The sequence below is a fragment of the Pseudoalteromonas piscicida genome (assembly GCF_002744175.1).
In the GTDB taxonomy this organism is placed as follows: Bacteria; Pseudomonadota; Gammaproteobacteria; order Enterobacterales; family Alteromonadaceae; genus Pseudoalteromonas; species Pseudoalteromonas piscicida_B.
This window is the reverse complement of sequence record NZ_NKHF01000042.1, coordinates 64,323-88,057: the sequence shown is the minus strand read 5'-3', so window position 1 is coordinate 88,057 and position 23,735 is coordinate 64,323. Positions and strand designations below refer to the sequence as shown.

Here is a 23,735-nt window from a genome sequence, read left to right as displayed (position 1 = left end):
TATTATATAATAGTTCAAATAATAACCACCCACTAAAGTTTGCCCCAAAATCATCAATAACTCATTAAAGATAAAACATGATTAGTTCCATATCCCAGACTCTGTCTTCCCTTGTATTGTGACACTATCTACCTTGAAACGTGGTTCTCTCCCTTGCGCTCTTTGCTGATGGTAATCAGCCGTAACCGCCAAAATAGTCGGAGTAAGCCGTACAATCGCAATAACATTAACCACTGTCATTAGCCCTAATGCAATATCAGCTAAATCCCATACCTGTTTTAGCGTAGCTGAAGCGCCCCATAGCATCATAGACAAATAGCATGCGGTATAAATTGAGCGGCCTATTTTATTGTCCAAATGAAATAGATGCAGGTTACTTTCAGCATAGGCGTAATTTGCTACCACCGAGGTAAAGGCAAACAAAGTGATGGCCGCAGCCACAAAGTACACGCCCCCTGTCGCTAAATGTGCGGTCATCGCTGATTGCGTTAGACGAATACCTTCCATCTCACTGCCAATATCTATGTCTGCTAATAGAATGATGACGGCGGTACAACTACACAACACAATAGTATCAAAGAACACGCCAAGCATTTGGATATAGCCTTGCGTCACCGGATGATTGGGAATAGGAGTTGCGCTTGCCGATGCATGCGGCACACTACCCGCTCCCGCCTCGTTAGAATAGAGCCCGCGCTGAATGCCATTTTTAATGGCGGCGCCAAGTGCCCCAGCCCCCGCTTCTTGTAACCCAAAAGCACTGAGCAAAATATCTTTGATCATAGCTGGCACTTGCGAGTAATTCATCGCAGTGATGATAACCGCTGCGAGCACAAAAACTAGCCCCATCGCTGGCACTACTTTTTCAGCAAATCGCGCAATCGCTTTAAAGCCACCAAGAATAATAGAACCCGCAAGCACAGTGATCACAATACCGGAGTACATGGTTGGGATTTCAAATGCATAATTAAGGGCATCGGTAATAGTGTTTGTTTGCATAGCACTAAAGGTAAAGCCGTAGCCTAAAAACAAACAAAATGCGAAGCATACTGCAAGTATCGGGCTTCCTAGTCCCATTTGAATATAATAAGCTGGGCCGCCTCTAAACTCACCTTGGCTGTCTCGCACTTTATAGACTTGTCCAAGCACACTCTCAGCAAAGCCAGTTGCCATCCCCAAAACGGCTATCATCCACATCCAAAATACCGCGCCACTGCCACCAAGAGAAATAGCAACCGCAACGCCAGCTAAATTACCGGTACCAACCCGAGCAGAGAGTCCGGTACATAATGCTTGAAAAGAACTGATATTATTTTCATCGCCTTCACTGCTACCCTTTAATAGGCTAAACATATGGCGAAATTTTGCCACTTGTATTCCCCTAAGCAGGATAGTAAACCAAAACCCCGCGAATAGAAGAATGTATATTAATATCTGGCCCTCTCCCCATAAAAGACCATTAACACTCTTAACTACACTTTCAAACATAGGCCATTCCTGTTTTGTTATTTTCTCAATTGGCTTAATTATTTGATCTACTTTGAGGCGAGAAAACCTTGCCACCACTCAACCAAAATTCGTTCTATTTATTGTTCTAAATAAGAAATTTTTAACGCAATTAGCGTCTGATTTGCTTCCTCAAATTGAGCAAGTATTAAAACCAAGTGATATTGTTATCTGCTGTTGCTCTGGTATCACTTATCGGTGATTTAACCTGAGGTTGAGTTATTAAAATGGATCCCTGCAATCATACAACGTACAGACCCTCCAGCAGCTTCGATTGTGGGTATATCGATAGCAACAAGCTTAGCTGACTTTTCAATGACAGCAATTTGCTCAGGCAATAGCGCCCGATAAGCCGTAGTAGACAACGCTAGTATGCGACCTGTACTCCCTTGTAGCTCTATCGCGTTGCCGCAAAAGTGTTGGATCTGCTCATAAGATAGCGTAATCACAGTATGACCGCTTTGCGCAAAGCGGTTTGTCAAATGGGCTCGCTGATGCTCAGGCACCATATCTAGGCATATCATGACGAAATCCGTCGCGACACACATTAAGACATTGGTGTGATAAACAGAGACTTCATTTTTATCGTAGGCATTAAATATTTCTGCCTGTAGTCCTAACTGCTCACAAACTTGATTGACCAAGTTGGCGTTGGTGCGCTTGGACTCAACAGCATAGGCCACTTTCGATTGATGGTCGATAACCATAGAGCCAGTGCCTTCTAAAAACACTTCTTCAGTGGTTAAATCGCTATAATCGTTGACGGCTGACACCTGATAGTGAGCGCTCAAAAAGTCGATGATATCGCGGCGTATTTCCTGCCTACGATTCGGTGCATACATCGGATAAACCACCAACTGACCATCGCTGTGTGTCGAGAACCAATTATTGGGAAAAACTGAATCGGGTGTGTCTGTAGAGGTATCTTCAAATAAATGTACCTTTACGCCAGCCAACTCTAGCGCTTGTACGGCATTGCTGACCTCAACATACGCTCTGTTGTTAGGATTGTTTTCGCTGCATGCTTGCTGAAATGCATTATCTTGCATGGTTTGAGGATTAGAAGTGAAATGGTGTGGACGGATCATTACCACCGCTTGTGGTGCTTGGTTTATCTTTGTCATACTGCACTCATCAGTTAGGCGTTGTCATACGCAATATCAGTGTAACCACACCACAAGACAATTGAAATGCCAAAATTTTATACAATTAGTACAGTTTTCTATCATTTTGCTATGCTGAGTTATACAAATAGACTAACAATGATAAGACTGCATGATGACTCCTTACCTATATGATGCGCTTGATAAAGCCTTGATTGCTGAGTTACGCAAAGATGGCCGAGCAGCCATTTCAACCTTAGCCAACACGCTCAAAGTATCTCGCGGAACCGTACAAAACCGCTTAGATAGACTTGTTTCCAGTGGCGCAATTCAAGGCTTTACTGTAAGAGTTCACGAACATATAGAATCTGAGCTTGTGCGCGCCATCATGATGATAGAAGTCATTGGTAAATCGACCACACAAGTGATCAATGCACTGCGTGGGATCCCCGAACTCAGTAAAATTCATACCACGAACGGAGCATGGGATTTAATCGCTGAAGTGCAAGCCGCTAGCCTCAGTGAGTTCGATGGTATACTAAGACAGGTTCGTGAAACTGATGGGATATTAAATAGCGAAACTAGTATTTTTCTTTCCAGTATATAAAAAGTGATCCCGCCTTTGCTTAGATTTAAATTATAATTATCTAAAAACAAAAAAATCTAGTAGCTAAAAAATATTAAGTTAAGGGCTATTAAATTATCACTCTAAGCTTTAAGAAAGGAAATAAAATGAGCTCTCTCTTTTTGTTTATCTTTATTATTTTTTCAAATTTAACTTTCGCCAGCAGTGTAAATCCAACGAAAATCACGCGTATTTTAGCTGGCCCTGGTTTTGGTAATAACGTAATGATAGCTGTTAGTAATAAGCCCAAAGACGCACCCAGTTACCAAGCCAATGCTATTTATAATTATGCTTTTGATGGAACCACTGAAACAGGAAAAATGACTTTAAGTTTGGCACTTGCTGCTTACGCTGCTCAAAAAGCAGTTTGGTTGGGCGGCACAGCTACATGTACTTTGTATGACGGTATCGAAAATTTAAAGCATATTGTGGTTCAGTAGTCACTGATCACTGTGCCTACAAAAAACTATAGCACCTAGTTTGAAAATAAAAAGGAAGCTACACCGCTTCCTTTTTTATTTTCAACTCGGCTTTATCCTAACTACGACCAAAACATATAGCTTTCTATTTCGTTGTTCTAGATAAGAAAATCTAATGCCGCTAGCATTAGATTTAATCCTCAATTAAGCCGATATAATAACAATCACGTATTAGATACAATACCTTGCAAACAAGCTTGCAACGGTTGCAGCCGTAGGTTTGCCATGCTGCCAGTCGCCACCTTCAACGCCGCTACCTGCAATATCCATATGCACATACGGAATTGGCAACTCTGCATTACAACCATGCTTGTCTAAACCACCAACAATTGCCAAAAATGCCATTGGGAATTGGTGACCACGAGCCGTAACCGCCGATGGTGCGTTGTTGCTCGATAGCACATCGTCTGCAAGTGTGCGTGGTTTTACAAAGTCATAGTCTTCACGTCGGCTACGCGATACTTCCGCGCAATCTGCCCATAAGTCGCCCATGTCTGCAATCTTGCGAGACACTTGTGCCGCTCGTGCGGGACCATTCTCAACATAGGCACTGTAAGGACCCATAGCGCGCGCCGCATGACCTGTCAGTGTTGCAACCGTAAAGATCTCAGGGTTTTTCTCACCAAGAGCTAAGTCTTTTGCTTCGCTCAGTAAGTCGCCCATCGCCAAGCGGCCTTCCGCGTCGGTATTACCAATACGAACGCGAACGCCTTCTCTGCTTTCAATGATTTCATCTGGCACAAAACAGTCAGAACCAATTGAATTACGAACCACTGCAAGATACGCAATCACTTTAACGCCTTTTGGCTGATACTTAGCAACGGCTTCCATAAAACCAACCACTGATGCTGCACCACCTTTGTCTCGGCTCATGCCCGCCATAAAGCCGCCCACTTTAAGGTCTGCACCACCGGTATCGTAGACTAGGCCTTTACCAACAAAGATAAGGGTACGTTCAACGTCACCTTCTGGCTCATATGCCATTTTTACCACCCGAGGATGATGACGCTCAACGGCGTAAGAGGCGCGTGCCACTGTACTTAATAGTGGATACTGCTCATCCATAATTTGACGGTCTGCAATTACTTCAACGTTTACCGCTGAGCCTTGGAATAACTCAACACAGTAGTCAGCGAAACGTGGCGGCGCCATGCGCTCAGGCTCAGTACCACATAAATCTCGCGCAGCATACTGACCTGCAGCAATTGCGCTAAGCTGATCGCAGCTTTGTGCAGATGCTTCAAACAGATAAATCGCTTCGATTGGCTCAATCGTTTCGCCGCGGTATTCACGGGCTTCTAATGGCTGCCATAAGCCTTGGCATGCACCTAAAAAGCTTACTGCACGCGCATTTTCATAACGAGTATCGGCAGGCACATTAACAACAGCAAGCACAGGCTTTACGGCACCCGCGGCTTTAGCTTCTAGAATACCGGCTTTTGCCGCTTCAAAGAAACGGCGCACATCATCATAATCTCTATCTAATGGACCGGTTGGTGCGATCACTAAACGGTTGCCCGGTACTTTGTCTGAAACAAGCAGGCTCGCCTTTTGAGCAATACGCGCATCGACTGCTAAAAACGGTGCTGCAACGTCATTAAGCTGTGCGCTGCCTAGGTTTTGAATATCATGGGTAACAACAACGATAGCATCAGCATCGCTTTCAAACAGATTGTTACAAGGTAATGCAATTGGAAAAGACATAAAAAAGGCCCTTTTCTATATTAGAATTAGGGCCGACTATAGGTGATTTGTGCTCAAGTTCCAAGGAAACTAGGATATATCACGGGCTTCATCTGGTTTTGCTTTGGTTTTGCTGATCACAGACCAAGCTTCTAACATCACCAAAATACTGACCACCAGCACTATGACATCCAGAACGACCAACAGCCAATTACCTTTTTGATAGTATTCGCCCAGTTTAATCACGCCTGCAAAAAACGCCATAACCAACACAAATACCATAGGGATTAAGGTGTACTTAGCTGGACGCCCTAATTTGATGAGGTAGACCGAAATAACCAATAAGGTTAAACTTGCCAAAATCTGGTTGGTAGAGCCAAACAAGGGCCAGATCACCATTCCACCGCTACCTGAAGCGCCACCAGCACCAAAGGCAAGTAACAAGCAGCATCCTACAGCAAATAAGGTTGCAACAATGCCGTTATTAAGTAGTTTGATATTATAGATTTCTCCCCACTCTTGAATAATATAGCGCTGCAGCCTAACGCCAGAGTCCATGGTGGTTCCGGCAAAAAGTACAACCATAACAGCAAGTAAAGTTGATGCGATTTCTACAGGTAACCCCCAACCTGTGCTGATAAGATTTGAACCACCATTAATGAAGGCTGACACACTACCCGCACCAAGGTGACTATAAATTTCATGCCACTCTTCTGGCGATACTGCGAGCATCACGCCACTCACGGCAACTAATGTGATCAGTGCAAGTGAGCCTTCACCAACTGCACCTAAATAACCGACAAAGCGGCCATCGGTTTCTTTATCTAACTGTTTAGAGCTGGTGCCAGACGACACAATACCGTGAAAGCCCGATACCGCACCGCAAGCAATAGTCACAAACAGCAAGGGGATAATACTTGGGGTGTTTTCGACCGTTTGGGTATTAAACGCCGGAGCCGTGATATCAGGCATTACCACAAATACCGCACCATACAGTAAAACCAACCCAACCAGCAGCTGCATGCCATTAATAAAATCACGAGGTTGTAATAACATCCAAACCGGTAACAATGACGCCACGGCGGCATAGATAAACAGGATGATGATCCAATTGGCTTTGTCGCTTAGACCAAACATTTCGGTTGGTAAGGTAATCGGCATGCTACTTCCCATATAAATGGTAGCGTATAGCACAATGACTCCAATTATACACAGCGGAATTAATGGCACTTTGCGCTTGAGCAATTGGCCGATGATAAGCGCCACAACAATGGCAGACCATGCGGGGAACACCGCATTTGGGTTACCCACGAACGAGTTAGCTATCACCACCCCGAACACCGCATTTACCATGAGCAGGACAAGGAATACCACTATCATAAATAATGAACGAGTGCGCTTGCCAATCACGCTTTCAGACAGTGCGCCCATCGACTTACCTTTGTGACGAGCACTCGCCCATAAAGCGCCCATGTCATGGACACCGGCAAAGAATATAGTGCCAAATACCACCCAAAGCACCGCAGGCACCCAGCCCCAATACACGGCGATAGCAGGACCTACAATGGGCGCAGCGCCAGCGACTGAAGTAAAGTGATGCCCCCACAATACCACCTTATTGGTGGGAACATAATCAACGCCATCCTCAAGTTCATGGGCTGGGGTGACAAAGTTGTCATCCATTTTAAAGATTTTTTCAGCAATAAATTTGGAATAAACAAACCATCCAAATAACATCCCTATAATGCCGAAGAGCACGATCATTATGGATTGCATAATGCTTACCTCTTGTTGTTGTTTTAATTACACGCGATCTGCGTAATATTTGTTGCACGACAATCTCGAAGCTAGCACAAAATGAATTATTTGCAGTTATCTTTTAGTCTAGGTTAATCGAACAGCCCTAGCTGGGCCTGATCATTGGGTTTTTCATTTAAGCCTAAATGCAGCCCAACTAAGCGGACGGGCTTAAACTTTTGTCGCGCCATGGCTTCCACCAACAACTCTTCAAATATGGCAAGGTCAATATGTTGATATTGACACTCTTTAGTGGTTTGAGTGAAATCGTAGAACTTCACTTTGACCCCAAGCTTGGTAAATCCACGCTGTAAATAAGGTTGTGCTCGGCGCGTCAGCTCAGGTAAAAGTTTTTCTGTGATCACCTGCTTTAGCGTTTCAAGGTCCAGTGTATCTTCTGCAAACGTGGTTTCAACGCCTACCGACTTACGAATTCGGTCGGTTTCAACTTTGCGTTCATCTATGCCTTGGCAGCGCCGCCACAACACCGCACCAAACTTGCCAAATGACTGGCGTAATTGCGCCTCAGATAACGCTTTAACATCGCTGCCGTACTCCAATCCCATGGCCAGCAACTTTTGTTGCGTTACTTTCCCCACACCGGGAATTTTTTGCAATGGTAATGAGTCGATAAACGCGCTCACTTGATGAGGTGGAATAACACATTGGCCATTGGGTTTATTTTCATCGCTGGCGATTTTGGCCAAAAATTTAATTGGCGCAATCCCCGCTGAAGCAGTTAGGCCTGTCTCATTGAATATATCTGCTCGTATTTGCTCAGCAATAAGGGTTGCACTACCGTTAAACTGTTCACAGTCCGTGACATCAAGGTAAGCTTCATCCAAAGACAGCGGTTCAATAAGCCGTGTATAGCGGGAAAAGATAGCTCTGATCTGTTGTGAGATAGCTTTGTATACGTCCATTCTTCCCGGCACAATGACCAGCTGTGGGCAGAGTTTTTTCGCTTGATAATTCGACATCGCAGAGCGCACCCCATACTGGCGAGCAATATAGTTTGCCGTTGATAGCACCCCACGATGACTCCGCCCACCAATGGCCATAGGCACTGTTGCAAGCTCGGGGTTATCGCGCATTTCTACCGAAGCGTAGAACGCGTCCATATCAATATGAATAAACTTACGCATACAAAGCACTGTCTAAATAAACAGTACTTATTATGTGCTAATTTTGCCGTTGTTGCAATCTTGAACATATGCTCGAACGTAGTGGTCTATACTTGTCATGTGCTGTGTTGCAACTTGCACCTAAAAACAGAGATAATGCTAACAATATCAATGTAGTCCAAAGTACTTAATTCATTTGCTTTGGCTAACTATTCTTACTCAGCAATCAATCAGGAGCCTGCATGAAGTACTCACGACTTGGTAGTAGCCCACTTGAAGTTTCACGCATTTGCTTAGGAAGCATGACTTGGGGCGTACAAAACAACCAGCATGATGCCGACGAGCAAATCAATTATGCACTAAGCCGTGGTATTAATTTCATCGATACCGCTGAAATGTACGCAGTTCCTCCATCCCCTGACACATACGGTAAAACAGAAGCAATCATTGGCAATTGGTTAAAGCGCCATCAAGAAAAACGTGAGAAGCTAGTTCTTGCCACAAAAATTGCAGGCAATGGACTACCTTGGATCCGCAAGGGGAACCCAATCACAGGTCAATCCGTGATCCAAGCCGTCGATGATTCTTTAGCGCGCTTAAATACTGACTATATCGACCTTTATCAGTTACATTGGCCAAATCGTACGTCTCCACATTTTGGCAAGCAGTGGCCGGGCATGTTACCACTGAGTGAACTCAACAGTGCTGAAGAGCGTGAAGGTATGCTAGATATTCTAGAAGGCCTAGCCAGTTGTATTCAAGCTGGAAAAATTCGTCACTGGGGGTTGTCAGATGACACGCCATGGGGCATTCACACCTATCTGAATTTAGCTACACAACATAACTTACCAAAGCCGATTGCTATCCAAAATGAGTTTAGTTTGTTACATGCTAAAGATTGGCCTTACTTGATTGAGAGCTGCGTAAACGAAGATATTGCTTACCTGCCTTGGTCACCGCTCGCAGGTGGCATGCTCAGTGGCAAGTATTTAGGTGGTGCAAGACCAGAAGGTAGCCGATGGACCTTAGTACAAAGGCAGGGCTTATTTAGAGATACACAACTGGCACAAGAAGCCGTTGCGAAATATCAAGAAATCGCTAAAGAATTTAACATGACTGCGGCGCAGCTGGCGCTGGCTTGGTGCGATCAAGTCGATGGCGTCACTTCAACCATCATCGGCGCAACAACCATGGCGCAACTGAAAGAAAATATCCAAGCGTTTGACACCCCACTATGTGCAGAATCTCTGGCGGAAATTGATACCGTATTTAAATCATATCCGGCACCGTTTTAATACCAGTTTTTTTGCTTAAGCGTGCAATTTTAAGGCGAGAAAATTTTGTTACTTATTAGATTTCAGATAATAAATCTGTAACCCAGCAAACGGCTGATTTACGCCCTCAAATTGAGCAAGCATTAAGATAAAAGGGTATTATACTCCCAATCACGATACGCCTTCTACGTACTGGCGTATCGTCTTTCAGTACTACGTTTGTTACCTAAATTGAAGTTAAAACTCAATGAAAAACCTAAATAATACCCCCGTGGCTCCGCTTCCGGGCAGCTGCTTTACCAGAAAGACTACTCGCGCTATTGTTCTAAGAGGCAATGATATTCTAATGCTTTATACCAAACGTTATGACGATTACACCTTGCCAGGTGGCGGCGTAGACGAAGGAGAAACCTTAGAAGCGGCATTAGCGCGAGAGCTAAAAGAAGAAACCGGTGCGCTCTCTATTACAGGCTTAACTCCTTTTGGTCGCTATGAAGAGTATCGCCCTTGGTACAAACCCGGTCATGACAACGTGCATATTATTTCTTATTGCTACGTTTGTGAGATCTGCGGCGAGTTTGATGCACCTGCCATGGAGGGTTATGAACATGCCAATGGTATGAAGCCGGTATGGATCAACATAGACCAAGCGATTGCGCATAACGAAGCCAAACTCAATGACGCAAATAATAAAGGGATGTCGGTTTTACGTGAATTGACTTTGCTAAAACATATATCCGCACAGCTAGTCACTTGAGATTGGAACGATCACAAATTAACTTTCCTATTGAGGGAACAATTAAGTCGTTATGACGTTCTAACTCCGCATGACTAAAGGATCTAATAACAATAATGCGGTTACTCCAAAACAATCTGATTAGTTTCACTATTGTCGGCTCTGTGTTGCTGCATCTACTGCTCGGCTGGTATCTGCAGCAACGTATTCATATCCCCTCGACACCTCTGGAAATGAAAGCTATGAAAACTTATTTGGTTGTTGAGCCAGCTAAGCCAAAGGACATGCACATTGAGCCACCAACGGTAACTGATAATAAACCGATAACAGAGTCAACACCAACACAACCTCCTCAGAATACTCAGGCTGAACCAAGGAGAGCGGTGCAAGCACAGGCGCAACAGCCAGCGATTGAAACTACAACTGAAATCATCACCAAAGCGCCAATAGCAACTGAAGCCAAAAAGCTAGACCACCGCAAAGCTATCTCTCAGTTTCGCCAGCAATTACTTGAATCACCACCGAGTGATATCTCGTTAAGTCAGAGTATAAATAAGCCGCTTCAAATCACTGTACCTAAAACACATCAAACTCGTGCTGCGAACATGCAAAGAGAAAGACTCGCGTCGACCCCTCAATTTACGGTATATCGTGAAAATGGCCTATGCTATACAGAAGTTCGCCCTGATCCCAGTATACCTCCCCCTGAGGGGTTAAATAAAAATTGGCGCACCGCACCTGGACCTTGCGACGGCGGTGCCATTAAAAAAGCCTACGATGCAGCCATGAGTAAATGGCTTAATAAACGCTAACCCTGCTATCATGGGAAAAACGAATTAGTATGAATGCAATATGGAAACCGTGACAATTCTTGTCGACGCACAGAACGTCTATTACACCACCAAACAGGCTTATCAAACCGGTTTTGATTACAACGCGTTTTGGCGTAAAGCAACAAAAAACCGCCAAGTACACTCAGCGATTGCCTACTCCAGCGAACGGGGCGACGATAAACAAAGACAGTTTCAAAATATTCTGCGGGCCATCGGTTTTGAGGTGAAGTTAAAACCCTATATTCAACGAGCTGATGGTTCTGCAAAATGTGATTGGGATGTCGGTATTACCATTGATGCAATGGAATGTGCGGCACAGTCCGATGTGGTTATTCTTGTGACTGGAGATGGTGACTTTGACTTACTCGCCAATAAACTCACAGAAAAGTACCATACGCGGGTCGAAGTATATGGTGTACCTCAACTTACCGCCGCTTCACTGATCCGCGCCGCCAGCGAGTTTATACCAATCGAAAACGAGTTGTTGATTAATAAAAAGTAACGCTAGCAATTTGCCTTTATGGCATTTTGCTAGCCAATTGAATTAATCCGACAAGTAATACTCTACACTGGTGACAACACGCACGATTTTTATTTGTGGTGTATTAGAGTCTCGGTCACGAATACTAAATTGCCCTTGTCTGGCTGACTTTATTTTGCCTAATACTGAATCTGAGTCTTTCGCAAACTTCACCGCCACTTCTCGGGCTTTTTGTGTGGCCTCTTGTACCATTTCAGGTTTGATGTCGTTCAGTCCAGTAAACAGGTATTCAACTCGATTTTGATAATCATCTTTGGTGATGGCGATACCCTGCTTTGCCAGTTCGCTTAATTGTCCGAGCGCTTGAGATACCTTGTCTGGGTTATTGGAGTAGACTGTTACACCCGCTTTTGCCACATAGCGAAACCCTTGGTTATTTTGCCCATATTCCTGCGCATACTTATCCGTAATAGAAGGCGCAGAGATTGACAATTCTGCGGCGTCAAATCCTTGTAGGGTGAGAAACGCGCGAATAGCAGCATTTTTCTTTTCAATTCGTTCCACTAACGCTTCTAGGTCGTTGTCGGCATCACGATAGAATACCGGCCAAATCACGGTATCTGCTTTGACTTCTTTCTCTGATAAGCCCTTAACGCTTACCGTTCGTTCCATGCCTTTTACTTCAAGGATGGTGTCTTTTACCAGCCAACCGCTCACTACCACCGCCAGTGATAATAACGCCGCTGGGGCTAAATATTTACTCATAGTCGACATATTTCTGTCCTCAGGGTTACGCCTTCATTATGATTTTCAAACTATTGTACCGATTAGCTTAATTAAGTGACCTATTTTGAGGGGGTATTAAGCCTAAATGGTATTATTACGGAGGTAGATCAAAGTCTACCGCTATAGCGCTCGAAAACTGCGAGCAAAATGGTAGAGTGATACATATGAGCTGAGGCTGAACTAGGAATCAATATGAGCGTAAAACGTATTAGCCAATTTTTTAACCCAAAATCTATTGCCGTAATTGGGGCCTCTAATAACCCTGATCGCGCTGGCTTTATCGTTATGCGTAACTTACTCCAAGGCGGCTTTAAAGGCCCGATCATGCCAGTGAGCCCAAAGCACGCTGCAGTTCATGGTGTACTAGCCTACGACGCCATCAAACACTTACCCAAAGTACCTGATCTTGCCGTTATTTGTACCAATAAACAAACTTTAGCGCAAATCATTGCCGAGCTTGGCGCGATAGGCTGCCAGCACGCAATCATTATCGCCGCTGGACTTGATAGCGCCCATAAACAGCAACTAAAAGATGCCGCCAAGGAAGCCAAAGTTACGTTACTTGGCCCAAACTGCTTAGGTCTGTTAATTCCCCACCTGGGGATTAATGCCAGCTTGTCTCATACGGTTGCAACCCCCGGTAAGCTTGCCTTTATCTCGCAGTCAGCCGCAGTATGCTCAACCATTTTAGATTGGGCTCAACATAAAAAAATTGGCTTTTCTTACTTTATCTCAGTGGGCGATTGTCTTGATATTGATTTTGATGAACTGCTCGACTTTTTAGGCCGTGACCCAAAAACTCAAGCGATATTGCTGTATATCGATAATATCGACGATGTAAGGCGTTTTATTTCCGCCGCTAGAGCGGCAGCCTTTAGCAAACCGGTGATCGCAATAAAAACCGGAAAAACCAAAGCAGGAGCTATCGCTGCGCTCAACCATACCGGTGGTAATACTTCAGATGATGCGGTTTACGATGCAATGTTCCAACGCGCAGGTATGCTCCGGGTGAACGACCTCCGCGAGCTCTTTGCCGCCACTCAAACACTCGCTCTGCATCCTAAGCTGCTGCAAGTGGAACAACTAACCATCTTAACCAATGGCGGCGGCCCAGGCATTATGGCAGTCGACACCTTATTACAAAATTCGGGCAAACTTGCGGTGTTGAGCGAACAAACGAAGCAATCGTTAAGCAACCTAATACCTCAAACTGATCATGCCTGTAACCCAATCGATATTTTTGGAGACTCATCCCCTGCGCGTTATAAGCAAGCGCTAGAGATCTTATTAAAAGCCGACGAAGTCAAGAATCTCTTGATTATTCATACGCCGTCTGCATTAGCGCCAAGTACAGCCTATGCCGAAATCATTGCCGAAACACTGGCTAAAATTCCCAAGATGGCACGCCCTTATGTAATGACTAACTTTATGGGGGAAGAAGCTGCGTATGCTGCAAGATTGGTTTGTGCAAATGCAAAAATTCCGACCTATCGAACACCTGAGGGAGCGGTTGGTGCCTTTATGCATTTGGTTAGTTATCGTCGAAACCAAAAGCACCTTACGCAAACGCCTGAGTCCTACAGTGATGAAAACCAACTACAACATCTCCAGACCAAAGGCTTAATCAACGACTTTTTAGCTGCTGGGTCAAATAAACTTGCCACCCATTTAGCATCCCAGATACTGACCAATTACGATATTGAGTGTATTGAAACACAGATTGCTCTGACGCCATCCGAAGCAAAAGAGCAAGCTGAACTACTGGGTTTTCCCGTTGCGCTTAAATTGATCAGTCACGATATTCCGTCTAAATCAGAAGTCGGTGGTGTGGTGCTTAACCTCAATGATGGCGAAGAGGTGGAACAAACCGCATTCGCGATGTTGCTACGGATCCGTGAAGCGGCACCAGATGCCGAAATAGAAGGCTTCTCGCTACAAAGAATGGCAAAGCGGGCTGGTGGACAAGAGCTGAGGATTGCGGTGAAAACAGAGCCGGGTGTAGGCCCCGTTATTTTGCTTGGTGAGGCTGGCACTGGGCTCAATTTCTCGCAAGCGTCTGTGGCATTGCCTCCTTTGAATATGAATTTGGCCAAATACCTGATTGCAGCAGCCCACGACAAAGGCTTTCTTAAAGAGCGAGCTTTACCTGAAAAAGTCGATAAATACCGCCTTTGTGCGTTATTAACTCGTGTGTCACAGATGATTGTTGATCAGCCAGATATTATGGATATAGAGCTGAACCCTATTCTAGCTTGCTCTGGTCAGTTTCAAGTATTGGATGCCAGCATAACGCTGAAGCGCTATGAACCCATTGCCGGCCGTAAACGCTTAGCTATCCGCCCTTACCCTCGTGAGCTTGTCAAAACCGTAACATTAAAAGATGGTCGCCCAGCGACACTGCGCCCAATCCGCCCCGAAGATGAAAGAGCGCATCAAGAGTTTGACCAATCTTTGAGTAAAGAAGACAGATACCGCCGATTTTTTGGTGAACTGCCACAGTTTAACCACGAGCAACTCGCAAAGATGACCCAAATCGATTACGACCGCGAAATGGCATTTATTGTCACGATTCCTAATAAGTTGAGTTATCAAACCTTGGGGGTATCTCGGGTATTGATGGATCCCGATAATCAAGTTGCTGAATTTGCAGTGGTTGTACGCTCCGATTGCCAAGGACTTGGGCTTGGCAGAATATTGATGGAAGCCGCTATCAATCATTGCCGCAAACAAGGTGTGCAGAGCATCGAGGGGATCACCTTACCTGAAAACAGCGGCATGATTGGCCTTGCCAAAAAGTTGGGATTTGCCGTATCTCGAGATTTTGAAGAAGGTACAATTCAGATGGTGTTACACTTATGATAATTGTTCGAACATAATACCAACAAAGGACATTAGCAGCTTGATACAACTTCACATCAGAGAAAAAACCGCTGCCGTTTTGGAGGCAACGGGACAATATCGAAGAATAGGCCGTGCAGTTGATATATTTCTGATCACGCTCATCTTAAGCAATGTTGTCGCTATCGTACTTGAGTCAGAACGCGATTTAGCCACCGTGTATCATCGTTACTTTCTGACTCTGGAATTAGTCAGCGTTGCGATATTCGCCGTGGAGTACTTGCTGAGGCTTTGGTGCTGTGTCGATAAACTAGACTACCGCCATCTTGACATTCCCAATTGGAAAAAACGGCTGAAATACATTGTTTCGCCTCTCGCGGTGATCGACCTTGTTGCTATTTTACCCACTATTCTCATGGCCTTTATCACTTTTGACTTGCGTTTCTTACGTGTCATTCGTCTACTGCGGATCTTTAAGTTGACCCGCTATTCCCGTGCCATGCAATTATTACTCGCGGCTTTTAAAGAAGAGTCAAGCTCCTTGCTTGCCGCATTCTTTATTATGAGTGTGGTACTTATCATGGCTTCTTGTGGTATCTACCTAATTGAACATGACATCCAACCGGATAAGTTTGGCTCTATTCCTAAATCTATGTGGTGGGCAATGGCAACCCTCACCACCGTGGGCTATGGTGACGTCGTGCCTGTTACGCCGCTTGGCCAGTTCTTTGGTGGTCTAATCACATTACTGAGTATGGGAATGGTGGCGATCCCAACCGGCTTATTGGCATCAAGCTTTGCCGATCAAATGCGCAAACGCAGAGACGCATTTAACGAAGCGGTATTGCATGCCTTAGTCGATGGCGAAGTGGATAAAAGTGAACGAGCGCATTTGGAAGCACTGCGACTTGAATTAGGCTTGAGTCCATTAGAGGCAAATCAGGCCATCAAACTGATGACCAGTCAACGAGTGCATCATATGTATTGCCGTCACTGCGGGAAACGGCTGTAGCCACTAACTACAGCTTTTCTTGGGTGTTTAGCATCTGTGCAACTTGCTCGCCTGAAATCGCAGAGCTAAATCGGTAACCTTGATAATAGTCCACTTGCTCGGCGTGAATGCGCTGATATTGGACGTCGTTTTCAACGCCTTCTGCGACACATTTTAGGCCCAAACCATGAGCAAGATTGACGCAAGAACGAATAATCAAATAACTTTGCGGATCTTCAGCGATCTGCTCTACAAAACTCTTATCAATTTTTATCACATCTAATGGCAGCTGCTGCAAATAAGTTAATGAGGCATAGCCTGTACCAAAATCATCCATAAAGATCCTACAGCCAAGCGTTTTGATCTGCCTCATCATGCTAATAGCACCTTCAATATTGCTCAGTAATGCCGTTTCTGTGATCTCAAATGCAACTGACTTGCCGTCGACTTTACTGCGTTGCAGTGCTTGTCGAATATTTTCCACAAGTTGAGTGGACTCAAAGTCGATGGCCGAAAGGTTAATCGATACATATAAGTCTTGCTGAATTGTTTGCCAATGTCTTAACTCAACCAAAGCGCGGGATAACATCTGTAAGGTTAACTCGCTCACAACACCGGCCTGCTCAGCTGCCAAGGCAAATTCTTGAGCACAAAACTCGTTATTTTCAGGCCACCGTAAAAGCGCTTCAAAGCCAACAGGCTTGCCGCTTTTTACATCCACAATAGGTTGGTAATGATTACTAAATTCATGGTTTTTCAGTGCGCTCATCAACGCTTGTTCGACCTGTCGAGAACGTTCAACTTTGCCGTTCATTTCCTCACGGAAAAATTGATAGCCTGCGATCTGCTTTACAGTTACATGATCCAAGGCGGCTCTTGCAGCCTGGTTCAGCTCAAATGCATCAGAAGCATCCTCAGGATACATAGCAACACCAATAATAGGTTGCATTAATACACTGTGCCCTGAAACTTCGAGTGGGTTATTGAACGAGCGTAGCAAACACTCAACATATTGTTGTACCTTTTCAGGACCATTCAAGTCTTCCATCAAGACGTAAAACAGTTTGTCGTGCCCGATGGCTAAGCTATCAAGCTCTCGGAAGCAACAACGAAGCTTTGCAGCTAACGCGGGTAGCAAGTCAGAGACAAATTCTACGCCGTAAATATCATGTAAGCTTTGTAGTCGACTAAAGTTTATCACCAACAAAGCCAATTGCGATTGGTGAACCTGAGACTGCTTAATTGCATGATGGAGCCTGTCCATCAACAACGCTTTGTTCGGCAGCTTTGTCTGCAAGTCATAATTAGCTAATTGATACAGTTCTTTTTCGGTGCGCTTTTGCTGACTAATATCTGTCAATACCACCACATAGCTGTGTAGCTCGCCCTCTCCATTAGCCACTGCACTAATCTTCACCAGTACATCTCTTTGCTCACCATTTGGCAAGCTCACCACCTCTTCAGCACTTAAATGTTGATGAACAGCAAGCGCCAGTGTTTGACGAAGGTATGCAATCCGTTTTTGTCTCGACATACCGAGTTTCACAGCGGTACTTGAGGATGGGATAGACTCTAAGTGAAAAGCATTTTGCATAGCTCGGTTACATACTTGAATACGCAGCCTTTTATCCAAGATCATCACCCAATCTCGGGTTTGTTCAAATGCAGCCCCAAACAGTGCTGCACGCTCCTCAAACAAGCGCTCACGAGTCAAATTTGTGTAAGTTCCGGCTACTTGAATGGGATTACCATTTTCCCACTCAAGTACCTTGCCAAAATCTTTGTACCAGCGCCATTGCCCTTTGCTGTCTTTGAGTCGATAGGTGCAATCAATAAAGCCCTTATCGGTCGTAACAAACTCTAGCCACTGCAAGCGGAACATCGCTCTGTCGGAAGGGTGTATTTTTTGCAGATAATCATCTAAACCAACACTATCTAGGTCGTAATCTAGTTCGCTCACAAGGCGCGGCTGGTATATCAATGTGCTGCCTGCATGCCACTCCCAAACACCTGAATTACTCCCCTCAAGCGCCATTTTTAATCGTGCTTCTCGGTCTTGTGTTTCTTTGTGCGCGGCTAAAATCAGCTGCTCAACTCGATACTTACGATAACTCCAAAGTGACAACAGCAGTAACGTCAAAAACACATATCCAGCGATGGCAACGGGAGAGCGCCATACAGGATAATTAACTTTGATTGTTAACTTGGCGGGGGGCGTATAATCTCCAGTGAGAGGATCTTTGGCCCATACCTTCAGGGCATATTCACCAGGGTTAAGCTTTGGAAATACCACCCGATTTTGATTGCGGCTCAGAATTTTTTGCCCACCAGATATTTGATATTCGTAGATGATCCTATCTTGATAGCTAAAGGCCATCGCCGAAAATGATACTTCTAGGCCAATGTCATCGTGCTCTAATTCAATATGATCAAATTGCTTTAATCCCGCTTGCTGATTTGGACGTGAAATCAAATCCACGCTGGTAATATTTACGTGATCCAGCAGCGGCTTTTTAGGGCGGTTATCTTCTGGTGAAAAAGCCACAAAGCCTTTGATCATGCCGTATGCAATTCTGCCATCTTCTAGCATCACCGAAGACCCACCATTAAACTCGTTTGACAAAATGCCATCTTCAGTAGTGAACTGCTGAAGGTGTAAATTATCAGGGTCCAAGCGCCAAATCCCTTTATGCGAAGACATCCAAATCATACCTTGGTCATCTTGTCGCATTTCATACATCAAGGTATCAATTTTATGGGCTTTTAGGTCAATATTATAAATTGGTTCGTAACCGTCTAACGTCATGCCAATCAAGCCAAATGACGACAAAGATAACCACAGAATATTATTCTTATCTATGGTGTAAGTGGTGATATCGACCGCTAAATGCTTATTTGCCTTTGGTGCGGTATATATTTCAGTTAAGGTTTCTAACTTTGGATCGTACTGGTATAACACACCGCCATTGTAGTAAAGCGGTTTGCTTTTATCATTGGGCAGAGGCGGATAAAACCCATAGGTTAAGAAAGGATCAACGCCTTCGAAAGACTTGGTGAGATGCCGCAATTCAGCCGTCTCAATATCATAAACAAACATGCCAATATCGCTATTAACAAAATATAGCTTACCGTTATTGAGTAACTCCCCTCCTTTGACGAAAGAAGTGAGTATCTCCTCATCTTCTGGGTTATTGGCTTTTGGCCTCGTCAATTCGTGAGTGACGGGATCGAAAACAAACAGACCCTTTACCGTAGTTAGCCATAGTTTGTCTTTATATTCATCTATTTTCCAAACGATAAATTCCGAGAGAATTTCATCACCTAAATAACCTTTTAAAAACTGTTTGGTCTCTCTTGTGTTAGGATCGTAGCGAGTCAATCCATCGTTGGTTGCCAGCCAGATATATTGATGTGATTCGTGCATCGCCCAAACATTACTATGAGAAAATCCTTCCCCAGTTACGGTAAGGTCGCTGACATTATCAAATGCCAACGTGCTATCGGGTAAATAAAATGCGCCATCTTCCTTTGTCGCGACCCAAAGGCCACCATAGTTATCTTTAACAATATCTATAATGCTGGTGTTGGAAGGTAAAAAGACACTTGAAGATAAGCGTTTATCACGAACAGCCGTACCATCATCAATATTGTAATATATTAAGCCCTTATCGGTGCCAAGCAATAGCGTGTGCTCATCATGCTTTAACACTTTCCAAATATTTAAGTCGGGTAACAAGGTCTTGAATGGCACGTCAGCATCGAAATCGTTCAACAAAGATGCAATATCTAGCTCATACATTCCTTGAACCGCGCCAACAAGTAGGGTTTCATCGTCAAGTGTAAATAATGACTTAGTGTTGGTTTGATATGGATGATCTAACGGGGCAATATGGTCCAGCTGGCGCAGCTTTTTAGTCTTCAAGTGATAGGCAAACAGGCGCTCCGAAGTGGCGATAAACAAAATGCCTTTATGCTGATGTACGGTTCTAATAAAACCATTCTCTTCATCAAGCGGCAGGGTTACCTCACTGACCAGCTTACCTGTGTGAATATCTAATGTCGCGATATCGTTGGTTCTAACCACCCACATTTGCTCATCGTCTTTGGTCAGTACCAGATTGACTAAGTTGGTGTAAAACTCCCCCTCCGTCGAAGGGGGCGATATATACTTGCGATATTCGTCCGTTTCCGGGTCGTATCGAAGCAGTCCTGCAATTGCCGTGGTTATCCACACGCCACCGAGGTTATCTTGGTAGATGTAATTCACCTGTACTTTGTCCAAAACACCATCTGGCCCTTTCACCTCTAATACCTGATAGCCATCATAGCGGTTTAGGCCACCTTCAGTAGAAAGCCACAAATAACCTTGCTTATCGATTAGTAAGGTATTTACATAACTTTGTGACAGCCCTTCAGCAGGTGAAAGTCGGGAAATTTGTACTGCATTAGCCAAGGATGCAAACAGGCAAATACAAAATATAAAACACAGGCGAAACATAAAAAGCCGAACTTGTTAACTAGACGTGATACATTGCCACGAGTTGACGATTTTGTCCAAGGTAACTCGCTAAACGCCCAGCAAGCTCATTTGGTAGTTCAAGAGATTCACAACTAAATCCAAGAGACGAGTAGAAATCGATAAGGTAGTCATAGGCAAAGGTATAAACCGCGCTTTGTGGTGCGGCTGCATATAATTGATCAATTGCTGTTTTTATCAGTCTATTAGCGATGCCTTGCTTTCTATGTTGCACAACAACATAGACCCCAACCAGTAACCAGTCACCATTGACTGGCTGAAGCCTGCATGCAGCGACAATTTCATGTTGATATTTAGCGACCCAAATATGGTCATGTTTAGCCGCTCTACCCCGCGCTCGGTGCTTGTCATAAAACTTATTCACCAATGGGGTCATAATGGCTGGAAGCCGCTCTACCCCGCGCTCGGTGCTTGTCATAAAACTTATTCACCAATGGGGTCATAATGGCTGGAAGCCGCTCAATTAAGTACATTATGCCAGCATTAAGCTTAGGTAATATTCAAACTTTTGTTTTAGCGTATCTTGTTCAGATATAGGCCGTTGATTGATGGCATCGTAGATAGCTTCTCGGCTTTTTTTACCGCGCTTGATTTGGTATGCCCAAAACGAAGCTTCATACTCAAGCTGAATTTGATACTTGTCTTGTCTAGAAAGTAAACACAGATTATAGCTCATTACACATCATTCAATCGTAAACAAAGAGTGTGACTAGTTTACCACAAGGCAAGAGCACAGCAGCAGCTAAATTTAGTTTTGATAAAAACAGCAGAGTGTACCTTTTATTGTAAAAATTATGTATAATTGGGCATAGTTTAATCGTTAGCGGCACATATCGAAGGAGTTGAATTGAAAGCTGCATTCTTATTTTTATTCATTACCCTCTCATCCATTACTTGCGCGGCTGACGACGCGCCAACAGTAATGCGTTTTAATAAGCCCCCAGAAACACCTCAAGCGCTTTATGTTATTGAGTTAATGACGATAGTTTATGAGGCGCTGGGTATAGAGCTTAAGCTTGAAGAGTTTAATCACAAAAGCTCATTAATCGCAGCCAACGCTGGTAATTTGGATGGCCAGTTAGGTCGAGTAGCTAGTATCGAAAAGGATTATCCTAACCTAGTGCGCGTTGATTACCCGCTATTTCAGTTTACTCTGCAGTTATTTAGCCTATGCAATGATTGTACACTGAACGACCTTAAGTCGCTCACCATTCGCAGTGGTTACCCTGTAGCGAGTACATATTTAGAAACGCATAACATAGATGCATATACTATCAATGTGAAAAGCCTCATCGCACAACTTAATTTAGTGATACAAAAGCAAGTTGAGGGTGCGCTGATCTTAGATTTCCATTTAAAACCACACTTAAAAAATATCAAAGCAGAGACATTACAAATAAAAAATCTTGCAGTGGTGGAAAGCTTCCACTTTGTTCACAAAAAACATACGCAGCTCGTCCCGTTGATCACTGCAAAGCTAAAAGAGCTCGAAAAAGACGGGGTGATTGCAATGCTCAAGGCTAAATATCAAATTTAAAGTTTTCTCCGGCTTGATCATCCACTTGCTCCGCTTTTGATTTTCGTTGCAAGTATCGCTTATATCGCTGCTGGCATAGCGCGATCACCTTACGTTTTTGCTCATTACTCAAAGAATTCCACGCAAAGCGCTCTTCACGGCTGCGATAACAACCAATACAGTAACCGCGATTATTAACCTGACAGATCCCCTTACACGGACTTGGGATCTCAAATATCTCAATTTGTTCCATGCATTCACTACACCATTGCCTCTTCTTTTAGCATACTGGCTAGTTGTGACTCTGCCAAGGTGTGATAGCTTACTTGCTTGTGATTGTCACACTGCATACCGCGATAGAAGTTCGCTTTGGGGGTGCTCAATGGGTCACTAACCTGAACTTCAGATAAGTAATGCCCTTCTAGCAGCTAGCTTTAGTGCTAACTGCATTGAATTTAAGCACTAGTAGCCAACTATTGGCGCGTAAATTCCCTTGCCTACAGGATCTAAATACCTTAGCGAGAGCGGGACGTGGAAACGGTGCTATCCCCCCTTCACTCTTAATATCAAAAAATTTCACTATCCTTAAAAGCCACAACGTCATAGTCTATTTTTTAGACTATAAGTACATTTAAAATATAAGGAAAAGATATGAAGAAGGCTGCACTGACGCTCGCTCTTGGATTAATATGCAACACAGCTACTGCTGATATTATTTACGATACGGATAGTAATGCAGGTCGCGTAACGACTTTTCGCAATGCCCCTATTGAGGCCATGGTGACGCAATCAAGTTCTGCATATAATCTTAGAATCTATACACCTCACTACACAAACCGCGCACCATGCCAATCAGCCGCAGTATATGATCAACGAAATGACACACTTATCGCTGAACTCAAAGTAGAGTTTCAAATTTTGTCAGGCACTATTCCCAAAGGTTTCGAAGATATTGAGAAGTATGTAGAAGCTACCTGTACTGATGAACAAGCTAACAGTCAAACCTTAAGGCACAAAATTGCACCAGCCCCTAAAGTTACCCTAGATAGTCATCTTGAGGTAGCCAATTGGGTAGAGGCTGACGGTTTCACCCCTGGTTACTTTCATGATGTACGCTACCATGCTCAGCTTAATATCAACAATGGTGAACCAAATGGTTACTGTCGTTCAGCAACGCCAGTTGGACAAACACCAGAGCTATTAAGTGAACGCCATAAGTTTGCTCTACACAGCGATGCATTTAGTGTCTCGGGCGATGCTAAGTATGATGCACGTGCTAAAGTATTAGTTACTGAGCTTATCTGCAAGAGTACAGGCGGAACTACTCGCGCAGTTGAAGTGTGGCACATTAATGAACAAGAGCAGCGCCGTGACATCTCCGTTGAGGTTTTTTAATAGGACGAAACTGGAGCTCACATTGAGCATG

Annotated in this window: 21 protein-coding genes; 10 read left to right on the top strand and 11 right to left on the bottom strand. The window is 44.1% G+C overall.

Translation table 11 applies throughout. The features are described from left to right. Nucleotides 1–81: 81 nt before the first annotated feature. Both CEX98_RS10000 and ctlX read right to left on the bottom strand, forming a co-directional pair. Complete coding sequence (locus tag CEX98_RS10000) at nt 82–1,488, bottom strand: alanine/glycine:cation symporter family protein (RefSeq protein ID WP_099641924.1); 1,407 nt, start codon at nt 1,486–1,488, stop codon at nt 82–84. Nucleotides 1,489–1,709: 221 nt separating this feature from the next. Then, on the bottom strand, nt 1,710–2,630 hold the full coding sequence (ctlX, locus tag CEX98_RS09995; RefSeq protein WP_099641923.1) for a citrulline utilization hydrolase CtlX: 921 nt from the start codon (nt 2,628–2,630) through the stop codon (nt 1,710–1,712). A 154-nt stretch (nt 2,631–2,784) separates the two neighbouring features. Between ctlX and CEX98_RS09990 the strand changes: the two genes are divergently transcribed. Together CEX98_RS09990 and CEX98_RS09985 are read left to right on the top strand one after the other, a co-directional pair. Next, on the top strand, nt 2,785–3,216 hold the full coding sequence (locus CEX98_RS09990) for an Lrp/AsnC family transcriptional regulator (RefSeq protein WP_099641922.1): 432 nt from the start codon (nt 2,785–2,787) through the stop codon (nt 3,214–3,216). A gap of 125 nt (nt 3,217–3,341) precedes the next feature. Then, a complete protein-coding gene (locus tag CEX98_RS09985; RefSeq protein ID WP_099641921.1) occupies nt 3,342–3,674 on the top strand; it encodes a hypothetical protein in 333 nt (110 codons plus the stop codon). A gap of 210 nt (nt 3,675–3,884) precedes the next feature. Here CEX98_RS09985 and CEX98_RS09980 read toward each other — a convergent pair whose 3' ends face one another. The 3 genes from CEX98_RS09980 to dinB all read right to left on the bottom strand — a co-directional run bounded on the left by CEX98_RS09980 (nt 3,885) and on the right by dinB (nt 8,338). Beyond that, nucleotides 3,885–5,417, bottom strand: coding sequence for a M17 family metallopeptidase (locus tag CEX98_RS09980; protein WP_099641920.1), 1,533 nt, complete (start codon nt 5,415–5,417; stop codon nt 3,885–3,887). Between the two features lie 69 nt (nt 5,418–5,486). Beyond that, on the bottom strand, nt 5,487–7,172 hold the full coding sequence (locus CEX98_RS09975; RefSeq protein WP_099641919.1) for a carbon starvation CstA family protein: 1,686 nt from the start codon (nt 7,170–7,172) through the stop codon (nt 5,487–5,489). 113 nt (nt 7,173–7,285) lie between these two features. Next, the gene (dinB, locus tag CEX98_RS09970) at nt 7,286–8,338 is read right to left on the bottom strand and encodes a DNA polymerase IV (protein WP_099641918.1); all 1,053 of its coding nucleotides are present in this window, start codon (nt 8,336–8,338) and stop codon (nt 7,286–7,288) included. A 221-nt stretch (nt 8,339–8,559) separates the two neighbouring features. Here dinB and CEX98_RS09965 point away from each other — a divergent pair, with 221 nt between their 5' ends. The 4 genes from CEX98_RS09965 to CEX98_RS09950 all read left to right on the top strand — a co-directional run bounded on the left by CEX98_RS09965 (nt 8,560) and on the right by CEX98_RS09950 (nt 11,662). Further along, entirely contained in the window at nt 8,560–9,612 is a 1,053-nt protein-coding gene (locus tag CEX98_RS09965) for an aldo/keto reductase (protein ID WP_099641917.1), read from the top strand. A 226-nt stretch (nt 9,613–9,838) separates the two neighbouring features. After that, nucleotides 9,839–10,348, top strand: a complete 510-nt coding sequence (locus tag CEX98_RS09960) for an NUDIX hydrolase (RefSeq protein ID WP_099641916.1) — start codon at nt 9,839–9,841, stop codon at nt 10,346–10,348. A 95-nt stretch (nt 10,349–10,443) separates the two neighbouring features. After that, a complete protein-coding gene (locus CEX98_RS09955) occupies nt 10,444–11,139 on the top strand; it encodes a hypothetical protein (RefSeq protein ID WP_099641915.1) in 696 nt (231 codons plus the stop codon). Between the two features lie 40 nt (nt 11,140–11,179). Continuing rightward, nucleotides 11,180–11,662 (top strand): NYN domain-containing protein, encoded by a 483-nt coding sequence (locus CEX98_RS09950; RefSeq protein ID WP_099641914.1) that lies wholly within the window; start codon nt 11,180–11,182, stop codon nt 11,660–11,662. A 42-nt stretch (nt 11,663–11,704) separates the two neighbouring features. On the opposite strand, the gene CEX98_RS09945 is transcribed toward CEX98_RS09950, so the two are convergent. Next, entirely contained in the window at nt 11,705–12,415 is a 711-nt protein-coding gene (locus tag CEX98_RS09945) for an SIMPL domain-containing protein (protein WP_099641913.1), read from the bottom strand. A gap of 204 nt (nt 12,416–12,619) precedes the next feature. On the opposite strand from CEX98_RS09945, the gene CEX98_RS09940 reads away from it, so the two are divergent. Together CEX98_RS09940 and CEX98_RS09935 are read left to right on the top strand one after the other, a co-directional pair. Next, nucleotides 12,620–15,286, top strand: a complete 2,667-nt coding sequence (locus tag CEX98_RS09940; protein ID WP_099641912.1) for a bifunctional acetate--CoA ligase family protein/GNAT family N-acetyltransferase — start codon at nt 12,620–12,622, stop codon at nt 15,284–15,286. A gap of 43 nt (nt 15,287–15,329) precedes the next feature. After that, nucleotides 15,330–16,277 (top strand): ion transporter, encoded by a 948-nt coding sequence (locus CEX98_RS09935; RefSeq protein WP_099641928.1) that lies wholly within the window; start codon nt 15,330–15,332, stop codon nt 16,275–16,277. Nucleotides 16,278–16,284: 7 nt separating this feature from the next. On the opposite strand, the gene CEX98_RS09930 is transcribed toward CEX98_RS09935, so the two are convergent. The 3 genes from CEX98_RS09930 to CEX98_RS09920 are packed head-to-tail and all read right to left on the bottom strand — an operon-like array spanning nt 16,285 to nt 21,469. After that, a complete protein-coding gene (locus CEX98_RS09930) occupies nt 16,285–20,754 on the bottom strand; it encodes an EAL domain-containing protein (RefSeq protein ID WP_099641911.1) in 4,470 nt (1,489 codons plus the stop codon). Nucleotides 20,755–20,773: 19 nt separating this feature from the next. Then, nucleotides 20,774–21,211, bottom strand: a complete 438-nt coding sequence (locus tag CEX98_RS09925; RefSeq protein WP_099641910.1) for a GNAT family N-acetyltransferase — start codon at nt 21,209–21,211, stop codon at nt 20,774–20,776. A 54-nt stretch (nt 21,212–21,265) separates the two neighbouring features. After that, nucleotides 21,266–21,469, bottom strand: coding sequence for a DUF3283 family protein (locus tag CEX98_RS09920; RefSeq protein ID WP_099641909.1), 204 nt, complete (start codon nt 21,467–21,469; stop codon nt 21,266–21,268). Nucleotides 21,470–21,640: 171 nt separating this feature from the next. On the opposite strand from CEX98_RS09920, the gene CEX98_RS09915 reads away from it, so the two are divergent. Then, on the top strand, nt 21,641–22,330 hold the full coding sequence (locus CEX98_RS09915; protein WP_242441675.1) for a transporter substrate-binding domain-containing protein: 690 nt from the start codon (nt 21,641–21,643) through the stop codon (nt 22,328–22,330). Here the strand turns inward: CEX98_RS09915 and CEX98_RS09910 are convergent. Continuing rightward, the gene (locus CEX98_RS09910; protein ID WP_099641908.1) at nt 22,314–22,562 is read right to left on the bottom strand and encodes a DUF1289 domain-containing protein; all 249 of its coding nucleotides are present in this window, start codon (nt 22,560–22,562) and stop codon (nt 22,314–22,316) included. The two genes, CEX98_RS09915 and CEX98_RS09910, sit on opposite strands and share 17 nt — an antisense overlap. 7 nt (nt 22,563–22,569) lie before the next feature. Beyond that, on the bottom strand, nt 22,570–22,692 hold the full coding sequence (locus CEX98_RS23440; RefSeq protein WP_277948919.1) for a hypothetical protein: 123 nt from the start codon (nt 22,690–22,692) through the stop codon (nt 22,570–22,572). A 268-nt stretch (nt 22,693–22,960) separates the two neighbouring features. Here CEX98_RS23440 and CEX98_RS09905 point away from each other — a divergent pair, with 268 nt between their 5' ends. Further along, nucleotides 22,961–23,704, top strand: coding sequence for a hypothetical protein (locus CEX98_RS09905; RefSeq protein WP_099641907.1), 744 nt, complete (start codon nt 22,961–22,963; stop codon nt 23,702–23,704). Nucleotides 23,705–23,735: the final 31 nt, after the last annotated feature.